Origin of the sequence: Vibrio sp. 10N.286.48.B8 (assembly GCF_003050085.1) — a bacterium.
Classification (GTDB): domain Bacteria; phylum Pseudomonadota; class Gammaproteobacteria; order Enterobacterales; family Vibrionaceae; genus Vibrio; species Vibrio crassostreae.
The window spans coordinates 44,675-71,287 of record NZ_PIGD01000020.1; the positions used below are offsets into that span (position 1 = coordinate 44,675).

The 26,613-nt window shown below is 44.5% G+C and carries 25 protein-coding genes and 1 pseudogene; 17 read left to right on the plus strand and 9 right to left on the minus strand.

The features are described from left to right. Positions 1–100: 100 nt before the first annotated feature. A complete protein-coding gene (locus tag CWO08_RS19280; RefSeq protein WP_108020934.1) occupies positions 101–1,762 on the minus strand; it encodes a methyl-accepting chemotaxis protein in 1,662 nt (553 codons plus the stop codon). Positions 1,763–2,037: 275 nt separating this feature from the next. Between CWO08_RS19280 and CWO08_RS19285 the strand changes: the two genes are divergently transcribed. From CWO08_RS19285 to dgcA, 5 genes are all read left to right on the plus strand, one after another. Further along, positions 2,038–2,550, plus strand: a complete 513-nt coding sequence (locus CWO08_RS19285) for an RNA methyltransferase (RefSeq protein WP_102432006.1) — start codon at positions 2,038–2,040, stop codon at positions 2,548–2,550. A gap of 87 nt (positions 2,551–2,637) precedes the next feature. Continuing rightward, complete coding sequence (locus CWO08_RS19290; RefSeq protein ID WP_102432007.1) at positions 2,638–3,474, plus strand: SGNH/GDSL hydrolase family protein; 837 nt, start codon at positions 2,638–2,640, stop codon at positions 3,472–3,474. 94 nt (positions 3,475–3,568) lie between these two features. Next, on the plus strand, positions 3,569–4,459 hold the full coding sequence (locus CWO08_RS19295) for a LysR family transcriptional regulator (protein ID WP_108020935.1): 891 nt from the start codon (positions 3,569–3,571) through the stop codon (positions 4,457–4,459). A gap of 91 nt (positions 4,460–4,550) precedes the next feature. After that, entirely contained in the window at positions 4,551–5,558 is a 1,008-nt protein-coding gene (gene dgcN, locus CWO08_RS19300; protein WP_108020936.1) for an N-acetyltransferase DgcN, read from the plus strand. 57 nt (positions 5,559–5,615) lie between these two features. Further along, positions 5,616–6,602: an N-acetyl-D-Glu racemase DgcA gene (gene dgcA, locus CWO08_RS19305; protein WP_108020937.1), complete on the plus strand. Its 987-nt coding sequence runs from the start codon at positions 5,616–5,618 to the stop codon at positions 6,600–6,602. Between the two features lie 117 nt (positions 6,603–6,719). Here dgcA and CWO08_RS19310 read toward each other — a convergent pair whose 3' ends face one another. Continuing rightward, positions 6,720–7,652 (minus strand): LysR family transcriptional regulator, encoded by a 933-nt coding sequence (locus CWO08_RS19310; protein ID WP_102432010.1) that lies wholly within the window; start codon positions 7,650–7,652, stop codon positions 6,720–6,722. Between the two features lie 174 nt (positions 7,653–7,826). Between CWO08_RS19310 and CWO08_RS19315 the strand changes: the two genes are divergently transcribed. Together CWO08_RS19315 and CWO08_RS19320 are read left to right on the plus strand one after the other, a co-directional pair. Beyond that, positions 7,827–8,042, plus strand: a complete 216-nt coding sequence (locus tag CWO08_RS19315; RefSeq protein ID WP_102432011.1) for a 4-oxalocrotonate tautomerase family protein — start codon at positions 7,827–7,829, stop codon at positions 8,040–8,042. Positions 8,043–8,144: 102 nt separating this feature from the next. Further along, the gene (locus tag CWO08_RS19320) at positions 8,145–9,170 is read left to right on the plus strand and encodes a zinc-binding dehydrogenase (protein ID WP_102432012.1); all 1,026 of its coding nucleotides are present in this window, start codon (positions 8,145–8,147) and stop codon (positions 9,168–9,170) included. 246 nt (positions 9,171–9,416) lie between these two features. Here CWO08_RS19320 and CWO08_RS19325 read toward each other — a convergent pair whose 3' ends face one another. After that, positions 9,417–9,704: a carboxymuconolactone decarboxylase family protein gene (locus tag CWO08_RS19325; RefSeq protein ID WP_102432013.1), complete on the minus strand. Its 288-nt coding sequence runs from the start codon at positions 9,702–9,704 to the stop codon at positions 9,417–9,419. A 436-nt stretch (positions 9,705–10,140) separates the two neighbouring features. On the opposite strand from CWO08_RS19325, the pseudogene CWO08_RS19330 reads away from it, so the two are divergent. The 7 genes and pseudogenes from CWO08_RS19330 (at position 10,141) to phnE (CWO08_RS19360) (ending at position 18,765) form a co-directional block, all read left to right on the plus strand. Then, positions 10,141–12,114, plus strand: a pseudogene (locus CWO08_RS19330) (ATP-binding protein). Further along, a complete protein-coding gene (locus CWO08_RS19335) occupies positions 12,111–13,463 on the plus strand; it encodes a sigma-54 dependent transcriptional regulator (protein ID WP_108020938.1) in 1,353 nt (450 codons plus the stop codon). The pseudogene CWO08_RS19330 and the gene CWO08_RS19335 overlap by 4 nt, the downstream one beginning before the upstream one ends. Positions 13,464–13,733: 270 nt before the next feature. After that, a complete protein-coding gene (locus CWO08_RS19340; protein WP_102478401.1) occupies positions 13,734–14,954 on the plus strand; it encodes a glycerophosphodiester phosphodiesterase family protein in 1,221 nt (406 codons plus the stop codon). Between the two features lie 256 nt (positions 14,955–15,210). Beyond that, complete coding sequence (gene phnD, locus CWO08_RS19345; protein WP_008216587.1) at positions 15,211–16,251, plus strand: phosphate/phosphite/phosphonate ABC transporter substrate-binding protein; 1,041 nt, start codon at positions 15,211–15,213, stop codon at positions 16,249–16,251. 128 nt (positions 16,252–16,379) lie between these two features. Continuing rightward, positions 16,380–17,150, plus strand: coding sequence for a phosphonate ABC transporter ATP-binding protein (phnC, locus tag CWO08_RS19350; protein WP_048663776.1), 771 nt, complete (start codon positions 16,380–16,382; stop codon positions 17,148–17,150). Further along, positions 17,138–17,962 (plus strand): phosphonate ABC transporter, permease protein PhnE, encoded by an 825-nt coding sequence (gene phnE, locus CWO08_RS19355; RefSeq protein ID WP_048663775.1) that lies wholly within the window; start codon positions 17,138–17,140, stop codon positions 17,960–17,962. The genes phnC and phnE (CWO08_RS19355) overlap by 13 nt, the downstream gene beginning before the upstream one ends. Further along, entirely contained in the window at positions 17,962–18,765 is an 804-nt protein-coding gene (gene phnE, locus CWO08_RS19360) for a phosphonate ABC transporter, permease protein PhnE (RefSeq protein WP_050653254.1), read from the plus strand. The genes phnE (CWO08_RS19355) and phnE (CWO08_RS19360) overlap by 1 nt, the downstream gene beginning before the upstream one ends. A gap of 131 nt (positions 18,766–18,896) precedes the next feature. On the opposite strand, the gene CWO08_RS19365 is transcribed toward phnE (CWO08_RS19360), so the two are convergent. From CWO08_RS19365 to glgC, 4 genes are all read right to left on the minus strand, one after another. Further along, entirely contained in the window at positions 18,897–19,691 is a 795-nt protein-coding gene (locus CWO08_RS19365; RefSeq protein ID WP_108020939.1) for an HAD-IIB family hydrolase, read from the minus strand. 109 nt (positions 19,692–19,800) lie between these two features. Beyond that, on the minus strand, positions 19,801–19,956 hold the full coding sequence (locus tag CWO08_RS19370; protein WP_004732998.1) for a DUF3012 domain-containing protein: 156 nt from the start codon (positions 19,954–19,956) through the stop codon (positions 19,801–19,803). 252 nt (positions 19,957–20,208) lie between these two features. After that, positions 20,209–20,565, minus strand: coding sequence for a ribosome hibernation-promoting factor, HPF/YfiA family (gene hpf, locus CWO08_RS19375; RefSeq protein ID WP_102432019.1), 357 nt, complete (start codon positions 20,563–20,565; stop codon positions 20,209–20,211). Positions 20,566–20,964: 399 nt separating this feature from the next. Beyond that, positions 20,965–22,185, minus strand: a complete 1,221-nt coding sequence (gene glgC / locus CWO08_RS19380; RefSeq protein WP_048659023.1) for a glucose-1-phosphate adenylyltransferase — start codon at positions 22,183–22,185, stop codon at positions 20,965–20,967. 399 nt (positions 22,186–22,584) lie between these two features. Here glgC and ompW point away from each other — a divergent pair, with 399 nt between their 5' ends. Next, positions 22,585–23,226, plus strand: a complete 642-nt coding sequence (ompW, locus tag CWO08_RS19385) for an outer membrane protein OmpW (RefSeq protein WP_108020940.1) — start codon at positions 22,585–22,587, stop codon at positions 23,224–23,226. Positions 23,227–23,456: 230 nt separating this feature from the next. Here ompW and CWO08_RS19390 read toward each other — a convergent pair whose 3' ends face one another. Next, the gene (locus CWO08_RS19390) at positions 23,457–24,176 is read right to left on the minus strand and encodes an SDR family oxidoreductase (RefSeq protein WP_010433036.1); all 720 of its coding nucleotides are present in this window, start codon (positions 24,174–24,176) and stop codon (positions 23,457–23,459) included. 226 nt (positions 24,177–24,402) lie between these two features. Between CWO08_RS19390 and CWO08_RS19395 the strand changes: the two genes are divergently transcribed. Continuing rightward, a complete protein-coding gene (locus CWO08_RS19395) occupies positions 24,403–25,308 on the plus strand; it encodes a LysR family transcriptional regulator (protein ID WP_108020941.1) in 906 nt (301 codons plus the stop codon). A 53-nt stretch (positions 25,309–25,361) separates the two neighbouring features. Here the strand turns inward: CWO08_RS19395 and CWO08_RS19400 are convergent, their stop codons facing one another. Continuing rightward, positions 25,362–25,700, minus strand: a complete 339-nt coding sequence (locus CWO08_RS19400; RefSeq protein ID WP_108020942.1) for a helix-turn-helix domain-containing protein — start codon at positions 25,698–25,700, stop codon at positions 25,362–25,364. A 105-nt stretch (positions 25,701–25,805) separates the two neighbouring features. Here CWO08_RS19400 and CWO08_RS19405 point away from each other — a divergent pair, with 105 nt between their 5' ends. Beyond that, positions 25,806–26,573: an SDR family NAD(P)-dependent oxidoreductase gene (locus tag CWO08_RS19405; protein WP_048659026.1), complete on the plus strand. Its 768-nt coding sequence runs from the start codon at positions 25,806–25,808 to the stop codon at positions 26,571–26,573. Positions 26,574–26,613 lie beyond the last annotated feature (40 nt).

The window sequence follows — 26,613 nt, forward strand, 5'->3', positions numbered from 1 at the left end:
CCAACGATAAAAAAAACGGGCTTCAGAATAGATATTCTGAAGCCCGTTTACTTTTAATGATGATAGCTTTGAACGTTGAGTAGCGTTCACTTACTCGACATTAGACAGTGAAGCGATCCACTAAATGATACAGCTCATTTGCACGACTGTTGAGGTTTTGGCTACCGGTGCGGTTTTGATTTGCTAGTGCCGCCGATTGTGAGCTTTGGTCTGAAATCACTACAATGCGTTGAGATATCTCTTGGCCGACAATATTCTGCTGTTCTGTTGCCGTAGCAATAAGCGAGTTCATGTCCATGATGGTATCTATCGATTCTTGGATCTTCGCCAGTGCAGCGGCGGCAGCGTTTGCTTCTTCCACGGTTTGAGCACTGCGATTTTGGCTTGAGTCCATCGCTTTTACAGCGGCGTCTGAAGCGGCTCTTAGTTGCTCAATCATCTTATGAATATCGCCCGTGCTCTCTTGAGTTCGGCTTGCCAGTTTACGTACCTCATCAGCTACCACTGCAAAACCACGACCTTGTTCACCTGCACGCGCAGCTTCAATCGCGGCATTCAATGCAAGTAGGTTAGTTTGCTCGGCAATATCTTGGATAACTGCCAGTGAAGAGGAGATGTTCTGCACATCGCCTTCTAATCGTGATACTACGGTGTTGGCTTCTGAAACTTCGCTCGCTAGGCCTGCAACCGAATCTGCAGCTGCGTTTACGATCTGTTGTGCTTCTTTGGCATTGCCCTCTGCAAGTTTAGCGGAATCAGCGGCTTGGCTTGCGTTGCTAGAGATTTCTTGCGCCGTTGTGGTCATCTCAGTCATCGCCGTTGCAACTTGTTCTGTCTCTTCACGTTGGCCTGTAGCAATTTCGTCGACCTGAGCGGCGCGAGAAGACATGCTAGATGTCTCGGCTACGACTTGCTGACCGACATCACTGACGCTGCGAATGATGGTTTGCAGGCTGGCAACAAAGGCATTGAAGTTTTCACTGAGCTTAGTGAACTCGGGCGCTTTGAAGGTTTCCATTCGGGCGGTTAAGTCGGCTTCACCACTTGCGAATGCGCTGATTGAACGGTCAAACTGCTCAAGTGGCTTCATAATGGTGCGGTTCACAGCAACAGCAAACGCTGCGACAACAAGGGCAATCAATCCGCAGAAAATAGCGATGGCAGTCAGTGAGCTTTGCAGCGCAGCGTTCGAGCTCTTTTTCATTTCTGCAATGACAGCATCAATGTCGTCAGTATAAAAACCGGTACCAAGCATCAAATCCCATTGTGGGATGAATATTGAATAGCTGAGTTTTGGTAGGGCTTCAGATTGACCAAGTTTAGGAAAGTAGTAGGTGGTGAATTCGCCAAGCTTTGAGTTCTTGATGAGGTCACGAATCAGGTAATTGCCTTTTTTGTCTTGCAGGTCGTAGTAGTTTTTCCCAATGCCATCCGTATTTTGTCCGACTACCACTCTCACACCTTTAGAGTCGTAACCAAAGATGTAACCAGATTCGCCATACTCGAGTGTTCTTAAGGTTGGCAAGGCCTCTTCTAATGTTGCACCTCTTTCCAAGAATGGGCTGATAGAAGATTGAGCCATTTGCAGATACGCTTTGAGTTCCTTTTCTTTCATCGCCATCATATTGCTACGCGTCGATTCTACTTGTTGTGCGGTTAGCTCAGTGCTCTTCATATACGTCACACTCATCATCCCGATTGCCATCAGTAGCAGTGGAATGAAAGAGAGGATATAAAGGCGGTTTTTGATGGTTAGGGTCATGTCACGCTTCCTGTGTGATTGTCTCATGCAATTTTCAACACATTATTAATGTGGTTTCAAAATGTAAATGGGCTTGTTGTTTAATTGTTACCCTAGAGTGTTTTTGTTTTATAAATATGATGACGGTTAAGTTTTTAAGGTGAGAAGCCTTGCAATTAGAGGCTTAAGAGCGAAAAAGTGAGTTTGTATCGATGCTTTTGAAATCGACGCTGCTTTGTTAGAATGCGACGCTTTGTAGCATCCTGCTATGTCTATTCGTTAAGTGAGAAAGATTCATGAACAAAAGCCATGTGACTATTGGTTTAACTAACCCAAAGAGCCCGACAAACGTTGGTGCTGTTATGCGCGCGGCTGGTTGTTACCAAGTCGACGAAGTTAGATACACAGGGCAACGCTACGAAAAAGCCGCGAAATTTCACACCGATACCAAGAGTGCTGCGCGTACCATCCCGTTGACCGGTGTTGAGTCGTTTTTAGACAATCTTGATCCAGAAACTAAGATCGTTTGTGTGGAACTCGCTGAAGGTGCAACACCACTGCCGCGTTTTAAACACCCAGAAAATGCCATTTATATCTTTGGCCCTGAAGACGGCTCTATTTCTCAAGATGTTGCCGATAGAGCAGATCACGTTGTGTACGTTCCAACAGTTGGCTGCATGAACTTAGCCGCAACAGTGAATGTGCTACTTTACGATCGTCTTGCTAAATCTGATGAAATGGATGAGAGCAACGAGCTGATTAAGAAAAGTCGTGATAACCGTAATCACCTGCTAATCAAAGAAAAGTAAATCTCTACTTCTAGTGTTATCTATCCCGTACGCAATCGGATATTATCTTGAGTTCATTACCAGATAATTGAAGGGTTAGATAACACTATGGAAGACAAGCAATTACTTGCCGCACTACAACAACACCCTGTCCTCGATCTCTATCAGTTATTCCAAGAAGTTGGTCAAAATCGCTCTCTGTACGTATTGTTAGAGAGGCTATCTTCCCTTAAAGAACATCATCAATTGAGCACTCGTCTCAGCCCTTTTAAGCCTCACATCGAAGGGTTACTGGCTCAATTCGATAGCACCACACCTGACAGTGAAATCCTCAAGGCAGTTGCTCTTCAGTCAGAGATTCATCAACGAGGCCACAGCATGAGCCGTTACATCATGACATCAGATAATCATCGTCATTTTTCTCCAAGTGCAGACTTAGTCTTGTTTGGTGACTCGATCACTGAATGGGCTCCGTGGGCGGATATTTTCCGTGATGTTTCTATGGTCAATCGCGGCTTAGCGGGGGATACCACAACCGGCATGTTACGCCGCATTGATACCACGTTAAACGTGAAGCCAAAGCTGGTGTGTTTTATGGCAGGGATAAACGATTTAGCGCAAGGTTACGATGTCGAGCATATCTACCAGAACTACGTTGATATGCTTAAGGTGTGGCAAGAAAACGATATTCGAATATTGGTGCAATCAACGCTTTATGTAGGGTCTAAACTGCAAAGCTTGAACCCTCAGGTTTCAGAATTAAACCAAAGACTAGAAGCTTATTGCAGACAGCATGATATCGAGTTTTTGGATGTGAACCGTGTTCTAGCACCTAATCAATTACTATCAAATGGATATAGTTGTGACGATCTGCATTTGAATGCCAAGGCTTATCAAGCTTGGGCTGAGGTTCTTCAACCTGCGATAGCTGAGTTACTAAAATAAACCCATCTAGATAGCTAAGTTGATAGATAGACAGTTTAGTTAATACAACAGAATCCAAGCCCTAAACCTGTTCGGTGAACCAAAGGACATCAATTTGAACCTGAGACAACTGGAAGTCTTTTACGCCATTATGCAGACCGGAACCGTATCTGGAGCTGCACGCAGCTTGCATGTGTCCCAGCCTAATGTGACGCGTATTTTGGCGCACACCGAGCAGCAGTTAGGGTTTGGCTTGTTCGAGCGTGTCAAAGGGCGATTGGTGCCAACGGTTGAAGCGAAAACCTTGTTACCGGAAGCGGAGAAGGTCTACCAACAACTGGGTCAATTTCGTTCTTTGACTAATAAAGTGAAGCAAGGCCATCAGCATCTACGTATTGGTGCGCCGCCGATATTGGCGACCAAATTGCTGACTCCGGTAATAGCCCAAATGTCTCGTGAACAAGAGCTCTCTTTTGAGTTGTTGACTGCTAACCGTGATGAACTTTGTGCTGGGCTATTAAAGCATGAGCTCGATATTGCTATCGCGTTTGGCGATGAAGCACCGCCGGCGATATTAAGTGAAACACTCTTAACTGAATCACTCAAGGTTCTGGTTCCATCCCACACTGTTGAACAGTTACCGACTGAATTAACCCTTGATGACCTGATCAATTATCCCTTACCAATCATCGGGCTTGATAGCCGCGATCCATTAGGCCTCCTATTACATCAAAGCCTTATTGCGCGAGATGAGCATTATCACCATCCGATATCGGTACGTGGATACAGCGCGGCGGCGGAACTGGTTAAGCACCAAGCGGGGTTTGCGATTGTGGATCCGTGGACGGCAGAGCAATATCAAAATGACGATGCAGTCTGTGTGTTGCCACTTCAACCAGACATCCAATTTTCGGTCTCGATGCTTTGCGCAGAGCACACCCCTCAGTCGATTTCCGTTAAGCAATTGATTACTTCATTGAAGAGCCATACTCAGCCTATAACTTAAGGTTATAGGCTCGCCATAAATAGGTATTCGGCAGCTTCTAAGTTCTTAATTAAAGTAAATCCATACAAGGACTTATTAATTAGGAATGCTCATGTCTATCGCTCAACCTTACCTTCTTTTTCTTGGGGATGTTACTGACCCACTGGCCGCAAAAACAGCTCGTGGTATTCATCAGTGGCGACCAGAAATCTGCCTTGGCCAGTTACGTTTAACAGAAGAGACAGTTTCTCTTGGTTTGATGGATCTGACTTTGCAACAGGCACAAGCGCAGGGTGCGAAAACGCTAGTGATTGGCACTGCAAACCCGGGCGGCGTTATTCCTGAGTCATGGCAACCAACCATATTGGCAGCTGCAGAAATGGGATTTGAGATTGCATCCGGCATGCACCAGCGCTTGAGTGAATTCTCACCGCTTGCTGACATGCAACAGCGAGGATTGACTAAGCTTCATGATGTACGCCATTTTGATGGTGATCTAAACGTTGGTAACGGTAAGTCTCGCCTAGGCAAGCGCCTGCTCACGGTCGGAACCGATTGTTCGGTAGGCAAAATGTTTTCGGCGTTGGCGATTGAAAAATCACTTAAAGAAGCGGGAACATCTGCTCAGTTCAAAGCGACAGGGCAGACAGGTATTTTGATTGAAGGCAGCGGTATTTCGATTGATGCTGTGGTTGCAGATTTCATTTCTGGCGCGGTTGAAGCGATCAGCTCTGAATTTACCGATCACGAATGGGACATTATTGAAGGGCAGGGTTCTTTGTTCAACCCTTCTTTTGCAGGCGTGAGCTTGGGTTTGTTGCATGGCGCGCAAGCTGATGCTTTGGTGCTGTGTCATGAAGTAGGACGACCACATATTCGCAACCTTCCGCATGCTAAACTACCAACGATTGAACAGACGATTGATGTTAACTTGCAGGCGGCACGACTGACAAATCCAGATGTGAAGTTGGTGGGTATTTGCCTGAACACATCGGCTATTAGCATTGAAGAGGCTGAGACATTGTGCCAAGAATGGACCACACTCTATCAAGTGCCCGTGACGGATCCGGTGCGATTTGGTGTACAACATATTACTGATCATTTGCGACATTCACTTTAACGACTTCATCATTTCTACGTTTCCATTTGTTAAAGCGAACATCAACCGAGTGAAATTATGAAGATTACAGCAGAACCAGTTACTATCGCGATGCAAACGCCTTTTCGCATATCTCGAGGCAGCCGAACAGAGTGTCATGTTGTTCGCATTTACATTGAACATAATGGTAAACAAGCTCAAGGCGAGTGTACTCCTTACCCGCGTTATGGTGAGTCATCCGAGTCTGTGTTGGCGCAAATCCAACAAGCTTCGAGCTCTCTTGAAATGGCCTTTGAGCGTGGTATGACCGATCCTGAAGAATTACGAGATCATCTTCAGTCTTCATTGACTGGAGGAGCAGCGCGTAATGCTATCGATTGTGCGCTTTGGGATTATCAAGCGCAGCAGAACGACCAGATCTTTCCGAATAGCTTGTTCGAGTTACCTAAGCAGATTGTTACCGCTATGACAGTCTCGATTGGCACACCAGAGGCGATGGCAATACAAGCTCGAGATTATGTGGCGAACGGTGCGAAACTTCTAAAAGTGAAGCTTGATGGTGAGCAAGTAGTAGAGCGTGTACGCGCTGTCCGAGAAGCGGCTCCTGGGGTTAAAATTGTACTGGATGCCAATGAAGCATGGACTGGGCTGAACCTTGAAGAGCTGTTCAATCAGCTGACTGAGTTTGATATCGCGATGATCGAGCAACCTTTACCACAACAGCATGATGCCTCACTGGCACACATCAAGCATCCAATTCCACTGTGTGCTGATGAAAGCTGCCATACCAGTTCCCAACTGTCTTCGTTGTTGGGCAAGTATGAAATGGTCAACATCAAGCTTGATAAAACCGGTGGTTTGACAGAAGCATTAGCACTTGCCGAAGAAGCGCAAAGGCTCGGATTTACTCTGATGTCGGGCTGTATGCTTGGTACCTCACTGGCCATGCGTGCAGCTCTGCCGATCGCAGTGCAATCTGAAATCGTCGACCTAGATGGACCTGTATTACTTGGTCAAGACGTGTCGCCAGCACTGACTTATCAAGATGGGATGATCATTCTTTAACTCGTTGAGTTTCAACCAGTAGTTTTACATGACATCAATGAAATCGCGTGAGTGAAAGCTTGTGCGATTTTTGTTGGTATTAATAAACCTTAACTGATTAATATTATGAAAGTTATATTAAGTGTTCTTGTACTGCAGTTCATGTTGATCCGAGGTCATCATGAACTCAATGAATTTTCTCGTTTTTAAAGGCGTATAACGAGCGTATGGATACATCATAATGAATGGACGTGTTGTTCCTGAATACTCTTGTAATACTTCGACTAGCTCTCCCTTTTGTAGCTCTTGCTCAACCGTGAAGCGATAGACCTGCATGAGCCCTGCACCACTTTTAACCAATGTCAGCGTGGCTAAGAAATCTTCCTGACACAGTAAACGTCCCTTCGTTTCTACTTTGATGAGATCGCCTTTAGAAAGAAATGTCCATGGTACTTTTCGACCACTGCTAGGCAATATGTACTGTATACATTCATGCTCCTGAAGATCAGCAACAACACTTGGTGCGGGGTGATTTTTTAAGTATGACGGCGCAGCAACAATGATGAGCTCTGCATCCTCAAGGCGTCGTGCAATCAAACCGGAATCATGCAACTCACTCCCTCTAATGGCTACGTCATAATTATCCTCCGAAAAATCAATGTTTTGATTACTGACCTCTATGTTGATTTTCAACTGTGGGTAAAGGTCACAAAACTGATTTATCCGTGGTAGTAAGCGGTAATGTGCATACAGAGTAGGGACACTAATGCTAAGTACTCCCACCGGTTCTTGAGTTTCTCCCGATATTTTTTCTTCTGCTTCAATTAATTGATTCAAGGCATTTCGACAATCCACGTAATAACGTTGACCTGTATCTGTCGTTCTCATATTGCGAGTTGTTCTAATGAACAGTCGAGTTTGTAATCTCTTTTCGAGTCGAGCAATAGAACGGCTGACTGCTGCAGGTGTCACACCAGCAGCATTAGCAGCGGCCGTAAAGCTGCCAGTTTCCACGGTAAGGCAAAAAAGCTCGATGCTGCTCATTTGTACATTGTCAAAATATCGTTGCATAACGCCCTCATAGATTGATTACATTGTGTATCAACTGTAATGACTTAAAGCTCATTTTTCAATTTTAAGTAACAGGTTATCTTAACCTCCATCATCAAGATGCCGAGTTAGAACCAGAATCTAGACAAGATATGGACTCTACATTGGCAACCAAATAATGAGGACGAATTCAAAATGCCATACGTCAATATTAAAGTGACACGAGAAGGTGTGACTGCTGAACAAAAGAAACGTCTGATTGAAGGAACAACTGATCTGCTCTATCAAGTGCTCGATAAACCAAAATCAACGGTATTTGTCGTGATTGACGAAGTGGAAACCGATAATTGGGGTGTTGGCGGGGAGACAGTAACAACACTTCGAAACAAACAGGAATCTGTCAAAGAATAGATTTTAAACTTTCTATTTAACCATTTGCTATTTCTATACCTAAGTAACATTAGTGATCGATAAATCGTCGATCACCTTAAACCATATACTGGAGAAAATCGTATGAAAGCTGCTGTTATTCATAATTTTGGTGGACCTGAAGAAATTAAATTTGAAGAGGTTCCAACATCTCAACCAGGTCCTGGAGAAGTGTTGATAAAAACACAGGCGATTGGTACAAATCGACTTGATCATTATGTTCGTTTAGGACAGATTTCACCGGATTTAACATTCCCTCATGTTCTGGGCTCTGATGCTGTCGGCCAGGTGGTTGAACTTGGAGATGACGTTACTGGATTTGATATCGGTGATCGTGTTATTTCGATGCCTGGTTATCCACTTGATCCAGCAGAATCGCATGTCCGTCCGGTTACTGTAGCCAACAGTTATGCGATTCCGGGTGCTCATCGTCAGGGAACCTACTCAGAATATATTGTTGTACCAGCACAGTGGTTGCTAATTGATAATACTGGATTACCTGTTGAGCAGATAGCCGCATTACCAGTGCCTCTGTTAATCGCCATTCGTTCTATTGAAATTGTTGGTGAAGTTAAAGCAGGTGATACCGTCTTAGTACATGCGGGCGCTTCAAGTACAGGGATGATGAGCATTCAAATTGCAAAAGCACTTGGTGCTCGTGTCGTTACTACGGTACAAAATGAAGACTCAGCTAACATTGCTAAAGATTGTGGCGCTGATTTTGTTATCAATTCTTCTGAGCAAGATTTTGTTGCTGCTATCAATGAATGGACTGCAGGCAAAGGCGTGGACGTTGCTATTGATAATTTAGGAGGTGATATTCTTCAACAAACGATTAATGTCGTACGCCCTCAGGGCATTATCGTCACAATGGGCTTCATGGCTGGTACTGAAGCGACAATAGATGTTCGTAATTTCTTCTTTACCCAAAAGCAGTTACGAGGAACATTAGTTGGAGATATTGAAGATTTTTCACGATGGCTTCCAGCAATCAAAAAAGGGCAAATCAAACCATTGATTGATAGTACACTACCGTTATCTTTGGCAGCGAAAGCTCATGAACGAATGGCAAGCAATCAAGCGCTTGGAGCGATTGTACTTATTCCTTAATGTCATCATTGTTAGGGGGAAGGTAATCAAATATGTCATTGTCAGTTACCTTAATAACTAGAACTTGCTTCCTTATAGTTGTTAGGTGCAGATAAAGTACTTCAGACCATTAAAGTCGTTCTTTGGAACAACGGCGTTAATGGTCATACAAACTTCGTGGAAAATATTTTAGTCACTCAGATCCAAAGGTTAATTTTGAAGTTGTTCCCTATGTTTTAGTCTCTTCACAACGTCATACACAATTCTCTAGTTAAACGAGTTTAAGTCTATGTCATAACGTTCCAATACTTCTTGAAACTGAAGTTTTTTTTGACCGGCGGCTACAGCCATAACTTTGGCTGTTACATCCGAAATCTCGCCTTTCGTGATTCCAGTTTTTTTTGCCTGCTTTAAGTAATAGTTTGTACATGGCAGACAATTCATCCCCATGGCAGCGGCTAAACCGACTAGAAGTTCAGTCTTAGAGTCTAAGTATTCATTATCATGAGTTGAACGATAAAATGCGCCATAGGGCTCTTGGTGCTTTCCTAGCATAAAAACCATCCATTATTTGTGGGTATGTTAAGTAAGTTAAACTAGTGGAGATTTTATAGCAAGGAAGAAGTAAATGGTCTTGATCTAACTTGATTTGGGCAGAAGTATGGTAAGTCCCGTTTTGCGAGTGAACTGCCCAATACGATCAATCTCTATGATAAATGATCAGACTTTATTGGAAGTGCTCAAACTAAAATGCCCTCCGACAGGGATTGATAAAGTAATCACGTTTCTGTCGGTGCGGTCACTTTCTATTATCGCAAAACAGACCACGCAAGCTTTATAAAATAATTGTTATGATATCTTATGTGAAATGTTAATGATTACTCTTCATTTAATAGTTTCACTAAAGCTATTCGATGCAAGCCTAAGTAAGGCTCATGCCATAACTAATTGAATCATTAGCAGTTCCTGTTGACGATTTGATGAGAAGAAGGTGGGGCGAGTGAGCAGTCATGTCTCCAAGGTTGTAGAAGAAAAGGACAGTTTCGAGCGCCCGTTTTCGATCAAAATCCCACGTCGTAAGTGATTTGGTTGGAAAGGTATTGAGCTGCGCTTGGTATTGGCATTGGCCATGTTATCCATGACCACTATCTTCCTTTCGGTTGTCTCCAGCTTTACCTTTGACGACTTAAATCAGCGTCTTGTTGAGCTAAAAGAGAGTGAAATCCCCGCTTTAGATAACGCTGCACGCCTCAATGACATGGTGCGTGTGATTATCACGACGTCTTCTCAGCTCAGTGACGCCGAATCGAATTTAGAACGCAAACAAGCGATGCTTAAAATTGAAGACGCCATTTCCGTCATGAATAGCGTAATGGTTCAATTCCCCGATTATCACTCCTATTTTAAAGATCTTATTGCTCAAGTTAACAATAGCCTCAGTCTGTTGTACCAAAGTGAGATTGAATCTGAACAGCTCAACCAAGAACTTCGTAATCTACTCGAAGGCTTTTACCCCCTATTGCAGCAAGCCAGTGATTCACTTGATAACCTACCTGAGTCTGCCAAAGACCAGATCCAATACACACAGTTAAAATCCCTGTTGTATTACCAATTAGGCTTAGTCGAAAAACTGTATAACGACTCAAGCTTTAATGAGTTGGATTACACCAGTCTAAGATTAGAGCAGGTTGGAGAAGAGTGGTGGCAGCTTTGGGTAAGTGGCGATCTCAGAAGTACCTTTCCTGAATTAGATCATCAACTCACGGTGATTTATAACCTCGCCTCAAGTGATAGCAGCTTGTATGGGATGAAAAACAAAGCGCTCGATCATCTCTATCAAGAGCAATATTTCCTGCAAAACAGCCGTGAGCATTTGAATCAGTTAACGGTGCAAATCGAACGTAACACCAGCCAAGTGAATCGCAATATTGATCAGTCTATTCAGCAGGCGCAGCACTCTTTGCAATCGAACCAACGTTTGTCACTTTTTCTCTCTCTTTTTAGTGTGTTAGCTGCCGCGGCTATCTCATGGTTCTATGTGCGCAAGAGTATTTTAGAAAGGTTACTGCAGCTCAAAGACAACATGTTCGCGATTTCTACTGGTCACTTAGATACCGAAGTGGCCATTCGTGGCAAAGATGAAGTGACACAAATGGCTAAGTACCTAAAGGTATTTCAAACCACAGCCAAAGTTGTCAAGCAAACCAACCGTAAATTGGAGGCTGAGGTGGAAGAACGTACCTTAGCCGAGGCCAAGCTGCGTGTTACTCAGGATGAGCTTATCCAAGCTGGAAAACTGGCCGCGTTGGGGCAGTTGAGTGTTGGCATTACTCACGAGATCAACCAACCATTAACGGCCGTGAACAGTCATGTTCGAAGCGCGCAACTGTGGTTAGGTAAACAAAGGCCAGATAGGGCAGAAGAGAACCTGAAAAAGATCGAGATCTTGTTAGATAAAGTGGCTGCGATTACACGTCACTTGAAGGCATTCTCGCGCAAGAGCGATGGCAAGATTGATAACGTAAAACTGGTAAAGGTGATTAGTGATGCTATCGACTTGTTTGAAACTAGGCAAAGTAGGGTCTCGATTCAGTATTCCCCACAGAGTGACCAAATGGTTCGTGCCAACAGCATTCGCTTAGAGCAGGTGCTGGTGAATTTGATCAGCAATGCGTTGGATGCCGTTGAACATAGGGAGCAGCCTCTGCTCAGCATCTCCACCCAAGAGCATCCGAACACTATTCAAATTGCAGTTAAGGACAATGGATTAGGGATACCCGAAGAGGACATTCCTTATCTGTTTGATCCATTTTATACCCGCAAGACAACAGGCAAAGGGCTCGGGCTCGGTTTGTCTATCGCATACAACATAATTAAAGACTTTGGCGGCTCGATTCACGTCGAATCAGTTGAACACCAAGGCACCACTTTTATCGTCACTCTACCAAAAGGCACAGACTCATGACTTCAGAAAAACACATAGTTCTTATCGACGATGAAACCGACGTTGTTGAAGCTGTAAGCGAGATGTTGGAACTCGAGGGTTTTCGTGTCACTAGCTTTACCGATCCAAACCTTGGTTTAAAGTCCCTCAAAGCAAACAGTCAGTCGGTGGTGTTGTGTGATGTGCGAATGCCACAGGTCGACGGGCTTACGTTGTTAAGCTCAATCCAACATCGCGCAGCCAATGTTCCGGTATTACTGATGAGCGGGCATGGTGATATTCCGATGGCGATAGAGGCGATGAAGTTGGGTGCGTTCGACTTTCTGGAGAAACCCCTCAATGCCAGTGAGTTGTTAGAAAAGCTCGACTTGGCGTTGGCACAGTGTCAGCACAACAGTCCTGCAACGTTAGACGACGAACAGGATACAGAATTACCGATTGAATCTGTGGTTATCGGGCAATCCAAAGCGATGGACACCATCCGTAAGCAAGTGCTTGCGCTCTCTCATACTGGCGTCGATACCATTATCAACGGAGAAACGGGAACGGGCAAAGAGGTAATAGCTCGAGCTCTGCATCAATTCAGCCGTCGTAAAGCCAAACCGTTTGTCGCGATAAACTGTGGTGGCATGACAGAGAGCATTATCGAAAGTGAGTTGTTTGGTCATGAAGCGGGCTCGTTTACCAGTGCCAACAAGAAACGGATTGGCAAAATAGAACAAGCCAATGGCGGTACTCTGTTTCTTGATGAAATAGAAAGTATGCCAATTGCGGTGCAAATTAAACTGCTGCGCGTGATTCAAGAACGAATGATTGAGCGTGTAGGCGGTAATGAGTTGATACCCGTCGACATCGTTGTGGTCGCGGCCAGTAAAGCCGATCTCGCGAGCCTGAGTGAATCAGGTGAGTTCAGAGCTGATCTCTTCTATCGTCTTAATATTGCTAGTTTAAACCTTCCGGCACTGCGCCAACGCAAAGAGGACATTCAGGTGTTGTTCCGCCACTTTGTGATACAAGCGAGCCACAAGTACAAGACACGTCCATCGACGATTTATCCCGAACAGATACAGCAGCTGTGCCGACATGAATGGCCTGGAAACGTGCGTGAGCTACGTAACGTTGCCGACCGATTTGTGCTCGGTATTGTCGGTGATGGCTTCGATCTGCAATCGCCAATTTGTGAATCGACTGGGGAAGATTTCGCCTTTGAAAAGCAGATGGAGCAGTACGAGAGAAATGTATTAACCGAAGCCTTGATAGAGAGCGCAGGCAATATCAATGAGGTATCAAGCAAGCTGAATCTGCCCCGAAAAACGCTTTATCGAAAAATGAAGAAACACCAGTTGGATAAAGAGAGCTTTAAAGCCTAACTCATTAACTTGGTTCTTGAGGAGTAAAGAGTAAACATAAACCAAAAGACAAAGCGGAAGAAAAAGCACAAGACAACAATGACCCATTTATCATTTAGTCGAATGATTAACTGTTTCAAGTAATTGTAATAAAAGAGTTTTAACATTTGGCACAAAGCGTGCAATCCCTACATTGTGGCACCTGCCCACATGAGGTCATCTCACAGAAGGTAGAAATGACCGGATTAAGGAAATTAGAAAAATAATTGCTTGTTGCAAGGAGATACAAACATGAAGCAAATACTGAAAGGTTCGATTGCTCTGATACTCGGCGTTAGCTCAATGACCGCATGGGCGGCAACAGAGTCAGCAAACCTAGGACCTCGTCCCCTCTTTTTAGTCAACAATATGGATGAGAGCCCTTTGAAAACCAAGCTGCTCAGTTGTAGCGAAGGGCCTTTTCATCGTAGTGATTTTTCTATTGGGCACCGCGGAGCTGCAATGCAGTTTCCCGAGCACACCAAAGAATCTTACTTAGCGGCAATTCAGATGGGAGCCGGTGTCGTAGAGTGTGATGTGACCTTCACTAAAGATAAGGCGTTGGTATGTCGACACTCTCAAAGTGACCTGCACACCACAACTGATGTGTTGGCGCATCCTGAACTCGCTAAGAAGTGTTCAGTTCCATTTAAACCTGCGAACCCAGCGACAGGTGAAGATGCTCAGGTTGAGTGTCGTACTTCCGATTTCACGCTGGCGGAGTTTAAGACGTTAAAAGGTAAAATGGATGGGGCGAACCCGAAAGCCACCACAGTCGAAGAGTACATGAATGGTACTCCAGGTTGGAGAACCGATCTATACAGCCAGAGTGGGACGCTGATGACACACGCAGAAAGTGCGGCACTGTTTAAAGAACACGGTGTAAAGGTGACACCTGAATTGAAATCGGCAGCGGTTGAGATGCCTTTCAATGGCTTCAGCCAAGAGATGTACGCGCAAAAGCTGGTGGATGAGCTAAAAGAAGCGGGCTTTGCACCTTCAGAGACTTACTTGCAATCGTTCAACCTGGATGACGTGAAGTACTGGATCAAAGCTGCGCCAAAATTCGGCAAACAAGCGGTGTATCTTGATGACCGTGTTTACGAGCAAGCGGATTTTGTCGCGTCTGTTGAAAACATGAAAGAGCTGCACGATGCGGGTGTGAACATCATCGCGCCACCTCTGTTTGCTCTGGTTGATCTAGATGAGAACAATGAACTGGTTGCGTCTAACTACGCCAAGCTCGCTAAAGATGCAGACCTCGACATCATCGCATGGACTCTGGAACGTTCAGGCCCACTCGCGCAAGGCGGCGGTTGGTACTACAAGAGCGTGAAAGATGGTATCAACAATGATGGCGACATGATGAAAATGCTCGATGTGTTAGCACAAGATGTGGGTGTGATGGGCGTATTCAGTGACTGGCCTGCAACGGTCACTTACTACGCAAACTGCATGGACAGCGACGCCTAAGTTATCTGGATTATTGAAGAATAATAAGAGAAAAAGCAGTGAACCAAAGAGCCTTCGGGCTCTTTTTTTTACCATCAAGGTTGATGGGACAGAAATGACCCAAATGATTGGTTTTGAGTTGGACATCAATGACTCAAAAGATCTTGGTTAGTTTGATTTTTGTTTTAAGTCATTGAAATTTAGCAAATAAAAATATGGCACGAAGGCTGCAATAGCGAAGGTGACTTTCAACAATAAGTAAAAGTAAGGTTTGAATATGAAAATCAGTGTTAAAGGACTGTTAATCGCTAGCTCATTACTACTTCCTTCAATGGCTATGGCAAGCGACTGCTCTAGTCGTGGTGTGTTAGACGATCGATACTGTGATGAAAACCAAGATTTGGTCGCCGATTCACCGAAGAACCCAGATGAGTGGAATGACCCAAGCACGCTTGTGTTTACTTACACGCCAGTAGAAGACCCTGCTTTGTACAAAGATGCGTTTGCCGACTTCCAAGCTCACTTAAGCAAAATCACGGGTAAGCGAGTGATTTACTACACGGTGCACTCGAACTCTGCACAAGTAGAAGCGATGCGTTCTGGCCGTTTGCACGTAGCTGGTTTCTCTACGGGCCCAACTGGCTACGCGGTTAACCTAGCGGGCTACGTTCCAATTGCAGTGAAAGGCGATGAGTCTGGTTTCCAAGGCTACAACCTGATTACCATTGTACGCAAAGACAGTGGTATCAACACCATGGCTGATCTAAAAGGCAAAAAGGTTGCACACACTTCTGCATCATCAAACTCTGGCAACCTAGCTCCTCGTGCGTTATTCCCAGCTAAAGGGTTAGTGCCAGATGAAGACTACAAAGTGCTTTACTCAGGTAAGCATGACCAATCGATTCTAGGTGTATTCAACGGAGACTATGATGCAGCACCTGTGGCATCTGACGTGTACGATCGTATGGTGGCAGCAGGTCGTGTTGATGATTCTGAGCTTAAGATCATCTACCGTAGCCCGCGCTTCCCAACGTCTGCGTTTGGTTACGCGTACAACCTAAAACCGGAGCTGGTTGAGAAGATCAACGAAGCTTTCTTTAGCTACCGCTTCACACCAGAGATGAGCGCATCATTCAAAGGTGCAGACCGCTTCTCACCAATCAGCTACAAAGAAGAGTGGGACGTGATTCGTGATATCGCCCACGCGACAGGTACGGCTTACACTAAAGCTGGCCTTAAGAAACTCGCGGAAAAAGATGCGGCTAAACGCGCGAAGAAAAAAGCAGCTGAGTTAGCGAAACAAGCAAACAACGGCTAATTCTTTTTCTATTAGAAGACTAAGTTCTCGAAAGACTTAGTTCTTTAAAAACACCTACTTCAACTAAATATCTATGCCCTCGCGGGTAGGGCATAGATCATTCTAAAATTCGCACAAGGAAATGCAGTATGGCCGTAGCAAGCTATGAAGGAATAAAGATAAACAACCTTTTCCACGAATATGTCGCAGGCAAGCCAATCCTTAAAGGCATTAATATTGATATCGATGAGCCAGGCATCATCGCGATCATTGGTCCATCTGGTACCGGTAAAAGTACGCTTCTGCGCTGTATCAACCGCCTCAATGATCCAAGCCAAGGCGAAATCATTTTTGATGGCGCAGACCTGACTCAATTAAAAGGCCAAGCGCTACGTAAACAACGTCGACACATCGGCATGGTGTTCCAAGAATATAACCTCGTGGAACGTTTAACGGTTATCGAGAACGTGTTAAGCGGCCGTTTGGGTTACATGACGGCTTGGAATGCGTGGCGTCGTAACTATTCTCCACAAGACTTAGCAAAAGCGTTCGAGTTACTTGAATTTGTAGGCCTACAAGACTTTGCAAACCAACGTGCCGACAGTTTGTCAGGCGGCCAAAGACAGCGTGTCGGTATCGCTCGCGCAGTCATGCAAGACCCATATATCTTATTAGCGGATGAACCAACGTCATCACTCGACCCGAAAACCGCGGTTGAGATCATGGAGCTGATGGAAACTTTCGCCGAGCAGAAGAACATCCCTGTGTTGGTTAACATCCACGATGTCAACTTAGCCAAGCGTTACGCCAAACGCATCATCGGCATGTGTAATGGCAAAGTACATTACGACGGCAGCCCTGAAGGCATTTCAGAGGAAGATCTAAAAATCATCTACGGGGGTGAATCATGGCTGGATTAACCCCAAGCTCATCGCCAAGTGCATCGTCAAACCAGTCGCCAGCGAAGCATGAAAACCCGTTCAAAACCTCATGGACTAACCGAGCAATCATCGCTGCGATAGTTGCGTATCTGTTTTACAGTTTCTCGACGTTAGGGCTGACTTTTGATCGTTTGGTCATCGGTTTTGGTGAGAGTGAGCGGTTACTATCAAGAATGTTTCCGCCAGATTTCTCGCGTACTAATCTACTGCTAAGCGGCTTAGCAGAGAGCTTACAGATAGCGATCATTTCGAGTTTCTTCGGCATCATCATTTCGCTGTTTCTTGGCTTACTTGCTGCAAGAAACATGATGCCTTCGATTGTATCGACACCTATTCGGGGCTTTATCGCATTGTGTCGCTCTTTTCATCCAGTGATCATCGCAATCTTGTTTGTGAAAGCGGTGGGTTTTGGTGCCCTGGCTGGGATTCTGACCTTGGTGTTCGCATCGATTGGTTTTATTGCCAAGCTGTTCGCAGAAGCGATTGAAGAGATCTCTTTCAAGCCTGTTGAAGCGATTAAAGCGACCGGCGCTAGCTTCATCAGTGTGATTCTGTATGCGGTAATGCCGCAGGTGTTTACTCGTTTTATTGGCTTCGCTAGCTACCAGTTGGACTCGAATTTACGTAACTCAACTATGGTGGGTATCGTTGGCGCGGGCGGCCTTGGTGGGACGTTATTCTCGGCATTCCAACGTTTCGACTACGACTTTGTCGCTGCTATTTTGATAACGATCATCGCGCTGATTCTTGTCGGTGAATTTCTTTCCAACATTGTTAGGAGAATCTTCTAATGACAACTGCATCTATTGATAGAGAGTGGCAGCGTTTTACACCCAACGAACGTGTGGCTCGATTTGCCGTTTACCTTAGCCTTGTATGCGCCATCGTGTGGTCTTGGCAGACGGTGGAAGTGATTCCTGAGTTCCTATATGACGCACCAGCTCAGTTTGCGGACATGTTTGAACGCATGGTACCAATGGACTACGGCTTCTATCCAGAGTCGATCCACGCGGCGATGATTGAGACGCTGCACATCGCTACATTAGGTACCTTATTTACCTTGGTGTTTGCGATCCCTTTGGCGTTGTTAAACGCACCGAACATTACACCTAATAAAGTGTTGAACTGGGTTGCTCAATTCTTCCTTGTGTCTTCACGTTCAGTGAACTCACTAGTGTGGGCATTACTGTTTATCGCACTATTTGGCCCCGGTGTTCTCGCAGGTATCATGGCAATTGCAATTCGCAGTATCGGCTTTGTAGGGAAGCTGTTAGCGGAAGCCATTGCCGAAGTGAACATGGGGCCTATTGAAGCTTTACGCGCAACGGGCGCTTCGTGGATGAGCATTCTGCTGAAAGGGTATTGGCCGCAAGTGATGCCCGCATTCTACTCAATTGTACTGTTCCGTTGGGACATCAACGTGCGTGAATCTGCGGTATTGGGCTTAGTGGGCGCTGGTGGTATTGGCGTAGTGCTCAACGATGCGCAGAACCTTTTCGAGTGGCAAAAAGTGTCGATGGTATTGGTGAGTATTTTTGCTGTGGTTATTATTGCAGAAGCTGTAGTGATCCACATTCGCAACAAACTCATATAGACAATATGTTGTGTGAAAGTTAAGAGCTTATCTAGCATTTTGAAGCTCAAACGACCCTGGGTACTTCGGTCTACCTAGCGGTCGTTTTTTTATGTCATCTGAGCGGACAGAAAGCTTACTAGAAGTGCAGGTTAGCCTTTAAGTGTCGAGCTTTTTACTGCCAGAAGTGCATCGACAAATTCTGCAAACCCATAGCCACCCGGCTGCGACATAACCTTGTTTGGGTGATGATCTAGCTTATCCCAATAGTGCTTAATATTAGCCACGCCAACGGTCAGACGTAACGACTCGAACATCTGTTGGTCGTTCATTGAGTCACCGACATAGCAGGCTTGATTTTGGATTTGTTCAAGTGATAAGCCTTTATTCGTAAGGAAACGGTGCACTGCGTTTTTCTTAGAGTGCTCGCCATACCAAGCATTGATATGAATCGAACTTGCTGTCGCGTGTGCACCTAAAGCATGTATTCTTTCGAGTACCGCTTGCACTATTTCAGGATCAACAGGCTTACGATTCTGTCCGATATCAATCGCGACCTCACACAAGCGGTAAGATTGGTCCAGAGTTAGGGATAGGTCTGGGTAACTCTGCAAGATCGATTCAACTTCTTGTTTGAGCTTGGCTTGATTCTGGCGCACTTGTTCTAGCGGCGTTTCAGATGAGAGTTGTAATGCACCATCTTGTTTCTCTAATAAGAAGGCGCCGTTCTCTCCAAGCACGGCGTCTACAGGCCATAGTTGTGCAATATGATCACACCAACCAGCACAGGCTCCCGTTACTGCGACCACTTTAATTCCGTTATCTCTTAGCTTTTGTAACGCAATCAATGTTTCTGGAGGGAGTGAACCCTGCCAAGTGAGCGTATCATCAACATCGGTTAATACCCATTCGATGTGCTTCCAGTTATTGCCTAGTTGGTGTTCCATCCTCAAACTCACTTATTCGGATCTATTGTATTGCGTGGAGTGTTCAGTTCGTTGTTAAATGTCTTCCACTCAGTGCTACTAAGTGTTGTTAATTAACGCTTAACAGTGATTAGAAAACACAGTGCTTAGCAAAATCACCGGCTTCATTGGCAGTCCAGTCGCCTTTCGGCTTTTCTTTCATATCTGTACACCAAGCTTCACTGCCCACTTCTGTACAAGCCATCAGTTGAGTCGCTAGAAATAGAATTAGCGCGATTTTTTTCATAATAAACATTCCTTTATTGTCTAAATTTCTACTTATCACTGTATCAAATACCGCTAGCGATTGTTATAGCAGCCAGCGACATAAGTTTGTTAAAACGATATAGAGTTGGGCTTATTTCTAATATAGGAAGCGAAGGTCGGTGGTCGGAAAAATCAAGGAAATTGATGTATAGATCGAAAAAGCCAGCAACATGTGCTGGCTTTGAAATTCTTTTGCGCTGCTATTATTGATTAGCGAGCTTCTACTGTGGAGTTATACCAACTTCATCTCTTGGATGATGTCTGAAGCAATCTCTGGCTTCGTACTTGTTGGCTTCTCGTGTAGGTCGGCTTTCAATTGTCCCTTACGGTTACTTAGGCCTGCTTCAAGTTTCTTGAGTGCTGAAGCGATAGCTGGATACATAACGTCATCTGTAGCTTTTGCGTTTACACGTACACCTTCGTAGTTGGTGAACACTTCAACCTGATATTGGCTGTGTTCTTTTGTAATGATGATGTCGCAGCTAATCAGTGATGGAAAATGGTTTGATATCTTTTCGAACTTACCTTCGATGTCTTTACGTGAGTCGTCGTTAATTGATACGTGATGTGTTTGAACGTTTATTTTCATAAATCATACCTTTCCAATGACTGTGTCATTTAAACGTAGCAAACATCGGATAGATTCACCAATAGAGAAAGTACACATGTGTGATTAACTTCAGTGTTATCAAATAATCTCCCCTTACTCCCTTGAAAGTCCGATTAACTGATCGCATATTATGTTTCGTGAATTTCAAACGTGTTTAAAAATCCCTCATCTTTGAAGTATTGCTCTAAGCCTTCTATAGGACTTAGGCTTTATCGCCTCAATCAAACATTCTTACGAATTCTTATTCTAGCCTGGTTTTATAAATCTCTTTCAACGCGGGATGAATTTAGGTTTTGGTTAAGGTTATTTCGAATGATAATAAGACAGCGAACTCGCTGCCTTTTCTCGTTTAAATAAAAGCTATTCCAACGTCAAAGATTACTCTTCAAATTGATAAGAAGAGGGCACCACAATCACGCCTTGTTTTGATATATGGAAGCGTTTGGCGTCGGCAAGGCTATCAACACCGATCTGGGTTCCGTCAGGCACTTTGACGTTCTTATCGATGATGCAGTTTTGTATGTGGCAGTTTTTTCCAATCTCAACATCTTCAAACAGAATACTATCAATCACAATCGCGGCATTGCTGACTTTCACTTTTGGGAAGAAGATAGAGTTTTGCGCCGAACCACCTTCAATCACAACACCATTGGCGATCATCGAGTTGATGAATATCCCTTGGTTACCTTCGACCGAAGCAATGGTTCGTGCGGGCGGCAGTTGTGGCTCATAAGTGCGAATAGCCCAATCCGGTTGGTATAAATCGATAGGCGAGGCCGGTTTCAACAGATCCATATTCGATTGGTAATAAGAGTCGATAGTACCAACATCTCTCCAGTAAGCATCTTGCGTCACACGTCCTTCCTCATCACCAAACTTATACGCGTAAACGCTGTTATTGCCGACTAACTTAGGAATGATGTCTTTGCCAAAATCGTGGTTTGAGTCTGGATCTTCTGCGTCTGCCAATAATGCCTGTGTTAGTACTTCTTTATCAAAGATGTAAATCCCCATTGAAGCCATGCTTCGAGTTGGTCTACCGGGTACGCACGCGGGGTAACGTGGTTTCTCGGTAAAGTTATTGATTTGTAGAGACTCGTCTATTTCCATCACACCAAACTCTTTGGCTTCGTCAATCGAAACCTCCATGCACGCCACGGTCAGGTCAGCCTCGTTCTTTTTGTGCTGCTTGAGCATTGGCGCGTAATCCATGCGATAGATATGGTCGCCGGATAACACCACCACATGTTTGGCTTCACTACGAGAAAGCAGATACAAGTTTTGATAGATGGCATCGGCAGTGCCGCTGTACCAGCTATCACCGGTTCGCATTTGTGGGGGAACATTGGTGATGTATTCGCCGAGCTCGGGGTTAAGCACCGACCAACCATCTCTCAAATGTTTTTGCAATGAGTGTGATTTGTACTGAGTCAGCACCAAAATTTGGCGTAGCCCAGAGTGTAAGCAGTTCGCGAGAGTGAAATCGATGATTCGATATTTGCCACCAAAGGGGACCGCAGGTTTTGCGCGGTTATCGGTGAGGGGAGAAAGCCGAGAGCCAACACCGCCGGCCAGAACGATTGTTAGAGTGTCTTGCATGGTCAGAACCTCAATGTATTTATGATTATGAACATAGACTTGCAAGCACTAAGCCAAATGTAACTCATTGAATATTAAACAAGGAGGGGATATTTCTTGTTGGATTGCACTAAATTGATGCGTACGGGATGTTGGCTTGCTCTATTTTGATCCAAAGATATCTGAGCAAAGTGACTGGGTTGGATTAACAAAATGATGCACGGAAAAGTCGCATTACAAAACTGTCAATAAAATGAAGGAATAAAGTGATCAGGTCGATATAAATTTACATAAATAATCATAACTTTTCACAAATTGATTTCCATCAATAAAGTAGGGTTATTGTGTGTTACCTTGCACGCAAAATAAGAAATGATTACTCATTCACCAATAATATGAAGCCCTCAAAAGGAAATTATAATGAAAAAAACAGTATGTGGTATTGCGGTTATTGCGGCTCTTATATCAACCAATGTTCTTGCTCATAAAGAAGGTGATTTCATCATCCGTGCAGGTGCAGCAACAGTATCTCCAAACGACAGCAGCGGTGACGTTCTTGATACAGCTGGAGTTAAATTCGGTGTCGATTCTAATACTCAACTTGGTTTGACCTTCGGTTACATGTTTACCGACAACATCAGTTTTGAAGTATTGGCAGCTAGCCCTTTCTCTCATAACATTTCAGCTACTGGCCTCGGAGACATAGCAGAGACTAAACACCTACCACCAACGTTTATGGTTCAGTACTACTTTGGTCAAGCGAACAGTGATTTCCGTCCTTACGTAGGTGCGGGTATCAACTACACTGTATTTTTCGATGAGTCACTAAACCAAGGAGCGAAAGATCTAGGCTTAAGTGACTTATCTCTTGATGATTCTTGGGGCTTAGCGGCAAACATTGGTATGGACTACATGATTAATGAAGACTGGTTCCTGAACGCATCAGTTTGGTATGCAGATATTGGTACTACAGCAAAATATAAGTTTAATGGTCAACAGTTCAAAACAGACGTTGATATCGACCCATGGGTATTCATGGTTGGTGGTGGTTACAACTTCTAATCCACATATTCAGTTTACAAAAGGCGCTCAAGCACCAGCCAGCTTGGGCGCTTTTTTCTTTTCATCGACAACCTCACGATGAACGTAAGTAAATCACGTATGAGTAAAAATTGATGTGGCGATTGCAATTATAGTTACCACTAAAACAAAAGCGCTACGACTTGTTAAGTAGTGGCGCTTTTTTAGTTCATTGCTTATTTCATCGCCGATTTAGTAGCGATAGCAAAGGCCTATGGCTGCTGCTTAGTTGGTGCTAGAGCAATCTCACGGATACATACGTTCTGTGGTTGTTGGTAAGCGAATGATACAGCGCGAGCGATATCGTCAGCTGCCAATACGCCGCCCATGTCTTCTTTCCAAGAATCGTAACCATCTTTGATTTCTTGAGATGTTGTGTGCGACAGAAGCTCAGTCTCTACAGCACCTGGTGCGATAGTCGTAACACGAACATTTGAAGCTGCTACTTCTTCACGAACGTTTTCAGAAATAGCGTGTACCGCGAACTTAGTACCACAGTAAGCTGCGTGGCTTGGGAAAGTTTTCTTACCCGCAATTGAGCTGATGTTGATGATAGTACCTGTGTTGCGTTCCATCATCGGAGCAAGTACAGACTGCATGCCGTTTAGAAGACCAATGACGTTCACGTCGAACATTGTCTTCCACTCTTGAGCATCTTGAGTATCGATTTGACCAAGAAGCATTGCACCAGCGTTGTTGATAAGCGCGTCTACAGGGCCAAATTTCGCTTCACCTTGTGCGATTGCTGCATCAAAAGACGCTTTGTCTGTCACGTCTACTTTTACTGATAGAGAGTTTGGTAGGTTCAGTGCTTCAAGGCGGTCAACACGACGAGCTAAAAGTAGCAGAGGGTGACCTTCATCGCTTAGACGACGAGCGATTGCTTCACCAATACCAGAGCTTGCACCTGTAATTACGATTAGTTTTTTCATTTTATTTCCTCTGTACTTTTATTGCGTCGGTTGGCTACGACGTGTTGTTTAAGTGCATTCGAATCAAGTGCTTGTTGTCTTGCTTCGTTGCGATGGAGGTATATTAAGGAAAATAGCATTGTTGATATATAGCGCTTTACTTGAAACACTGTTGCTGTGGTGCAACAATGAGCATGTGCTCTCTATTACTTCATCATCTTAAAATCTCACAACTAAGCTTGCGACCATGCTCAATCAAATTAACCTGTCTGATATTCGTTCTTTCGTGCTTATCGCTCGTTTAGGTAACTTCACTAAAGCAGCGGAGGAGCTTGATGTGTCGCGCTCCCACGTATCACGCCAAGTGAGTAGTCTAGAAAAGCAGATGGGCGTGACGTTGTTTATCCGCACTACTCGAACCTTGAGATTGACGCACGCAGGGCAAGATCTGTACGCGAGATGTGAACAAGCCTTAGATAATATAGACCAAGCTCTGATTGCTGCTGTGGACGATGTCGAAGAAGTACGTGGCGACATAAAAGTAAACTGTGTAGGCGGTTATCTTGGTGAAGTAGTCATTGCGGATCTGGTCAATGAGTTCATGCAGCTTTATCCAGATATCAGCATAAGCCTTGATTTCAGTAGTAACCGAGTTGACTTGATTGAAGACGCGTTCGATATCGCTTTTCGCATGGGAAGCTTAGAAGACGCGGGCTTTATCGCAAGAAAGCTATTAGACATCGAGATGGGAACACTCGCGAGTCCAGAGTATTTTGCTCGCAAAGGAAAGCCTAGTCACCCCAAAGACCTTATCCATCATGATTGCTTAACCGGCTCGGTGCGTAAGTGGAGCTTTCAAGCTCTGGACGACACTAAGAAAACGGTCGATGTGCATGTGACGGGCAGGCTGCAATGTAAAAATGGTCGAGTGTTGGTACAAGGCGCGAAGTCGGGCAACGGAATTATTCGTGTGCCAACCATCTATTGCTTACAAGAACTGAACGACGGGCAGTTGCTTCAAGTATTTGAAGAATGGGTGGTGCCTAAGGTCGACTTTTCAGCGATCTACCATCGAGACCGCTATCAACCAAGCCGGATTAGAACCTTTATTGATTTTGTGAAAAGTCGCTTTGAACAAATGCCAGTCAGCTAAATGGCGCGGCCTACCTTCCTCTTTCTTTTAGCAATAGTTGGACTGGCTTGAGCTTACATCTCGTCGATTTCGTTTTGTAGGCTTTCTAGTTGATCCAGAATCAGTAAGAACTTCTCACCAAAGGGTGTCACTTGGTATTCCACTCTTGGTGGCAGTTCGTTGAACATTTGCTTATCTAAAATCCCAAACTCTACATTTCGCTTTAAACATTCATTCAAGACCTTGGTCGATAACCCTTCGACCGAGCGTACCATTTCACCGGGACGATTGATGCCATTTGACAGTAATTGGTAAACCGTGAGCGACCATTTACAACCGTAGATGGTCTCTACCATGCGAGCGGAACGCTCTGGCGCTGATTTTCTTGAAAAAAAGTTTTCCTGATTTTTCATAAAGATGTACCAATAAGTACCTACCTAACCGATTTGTACTTACTATTCATAGTGTTAGTTCAAAGCCTAAGATTACCACGTTCACATGACTTAGGAGATAACAAAATGAACTTCACTAAAAATGGTATTGCAGTAGTAATCGGTGGCACAAGTGGTATGGGCTTTGAAACAGCGAAGCAGTTAGTCGCTCAAAATATCCATGTGCTGGTTGTCGGCAATAACCCAACTAAGTTAGATAAAGCAGTATCAGAACTTCAATCACTAGGCCACGCTACTGGCTGGCAAGCTAATCTTTATGATGATGCAAGTGTGTCGAATCTTATTGCGCATCTAGAGTCACTTGAAGAGGGTATTGGTTACCTTGTTAATGCCGCTGGCTACTTCAACCCAAAAGCGTTTATTGAGCACCAAGAGTCAGATTACGAGCAATACATGCAACTTAACAAAGCAACCTTCTTTATCACTCAAGCTGTCAGCAAGTTGATGATCAAAAACGGTGGCGGAAACGTGGTAAATGTCGGTTCTATGTGGGCGAAGCAAGCGATCAAAGCAACCCCATCTTCTGCGTATTCAATGGCAAAGGCAGGACTACACGCTTTAACGCAACACATGGCAATGGAACTTGCGGACCACAATATTCGTGTGAATGCAGTGTCTCCGGCTGTGGTTAAAACACCAATCTACGAATCTTTCATTAAGCCGGAAGAAGTAGATCAAGCGCTAGAAGGCTTCAACGCATTCCATCCTATTGGTCGAGTGGGTCAACCGAAAGACATCGCAAACAGCATCTCTTTCTTACTGTCAGACAGTGCAGATTGGGTAACGGGCGCAATCTGGGATGTTGATGGTGGCGTGATCGCTGGCCGCAATTAATCAGGATTCTTTTTAGGTGGCTGTCGCGCAGGCAAAATAG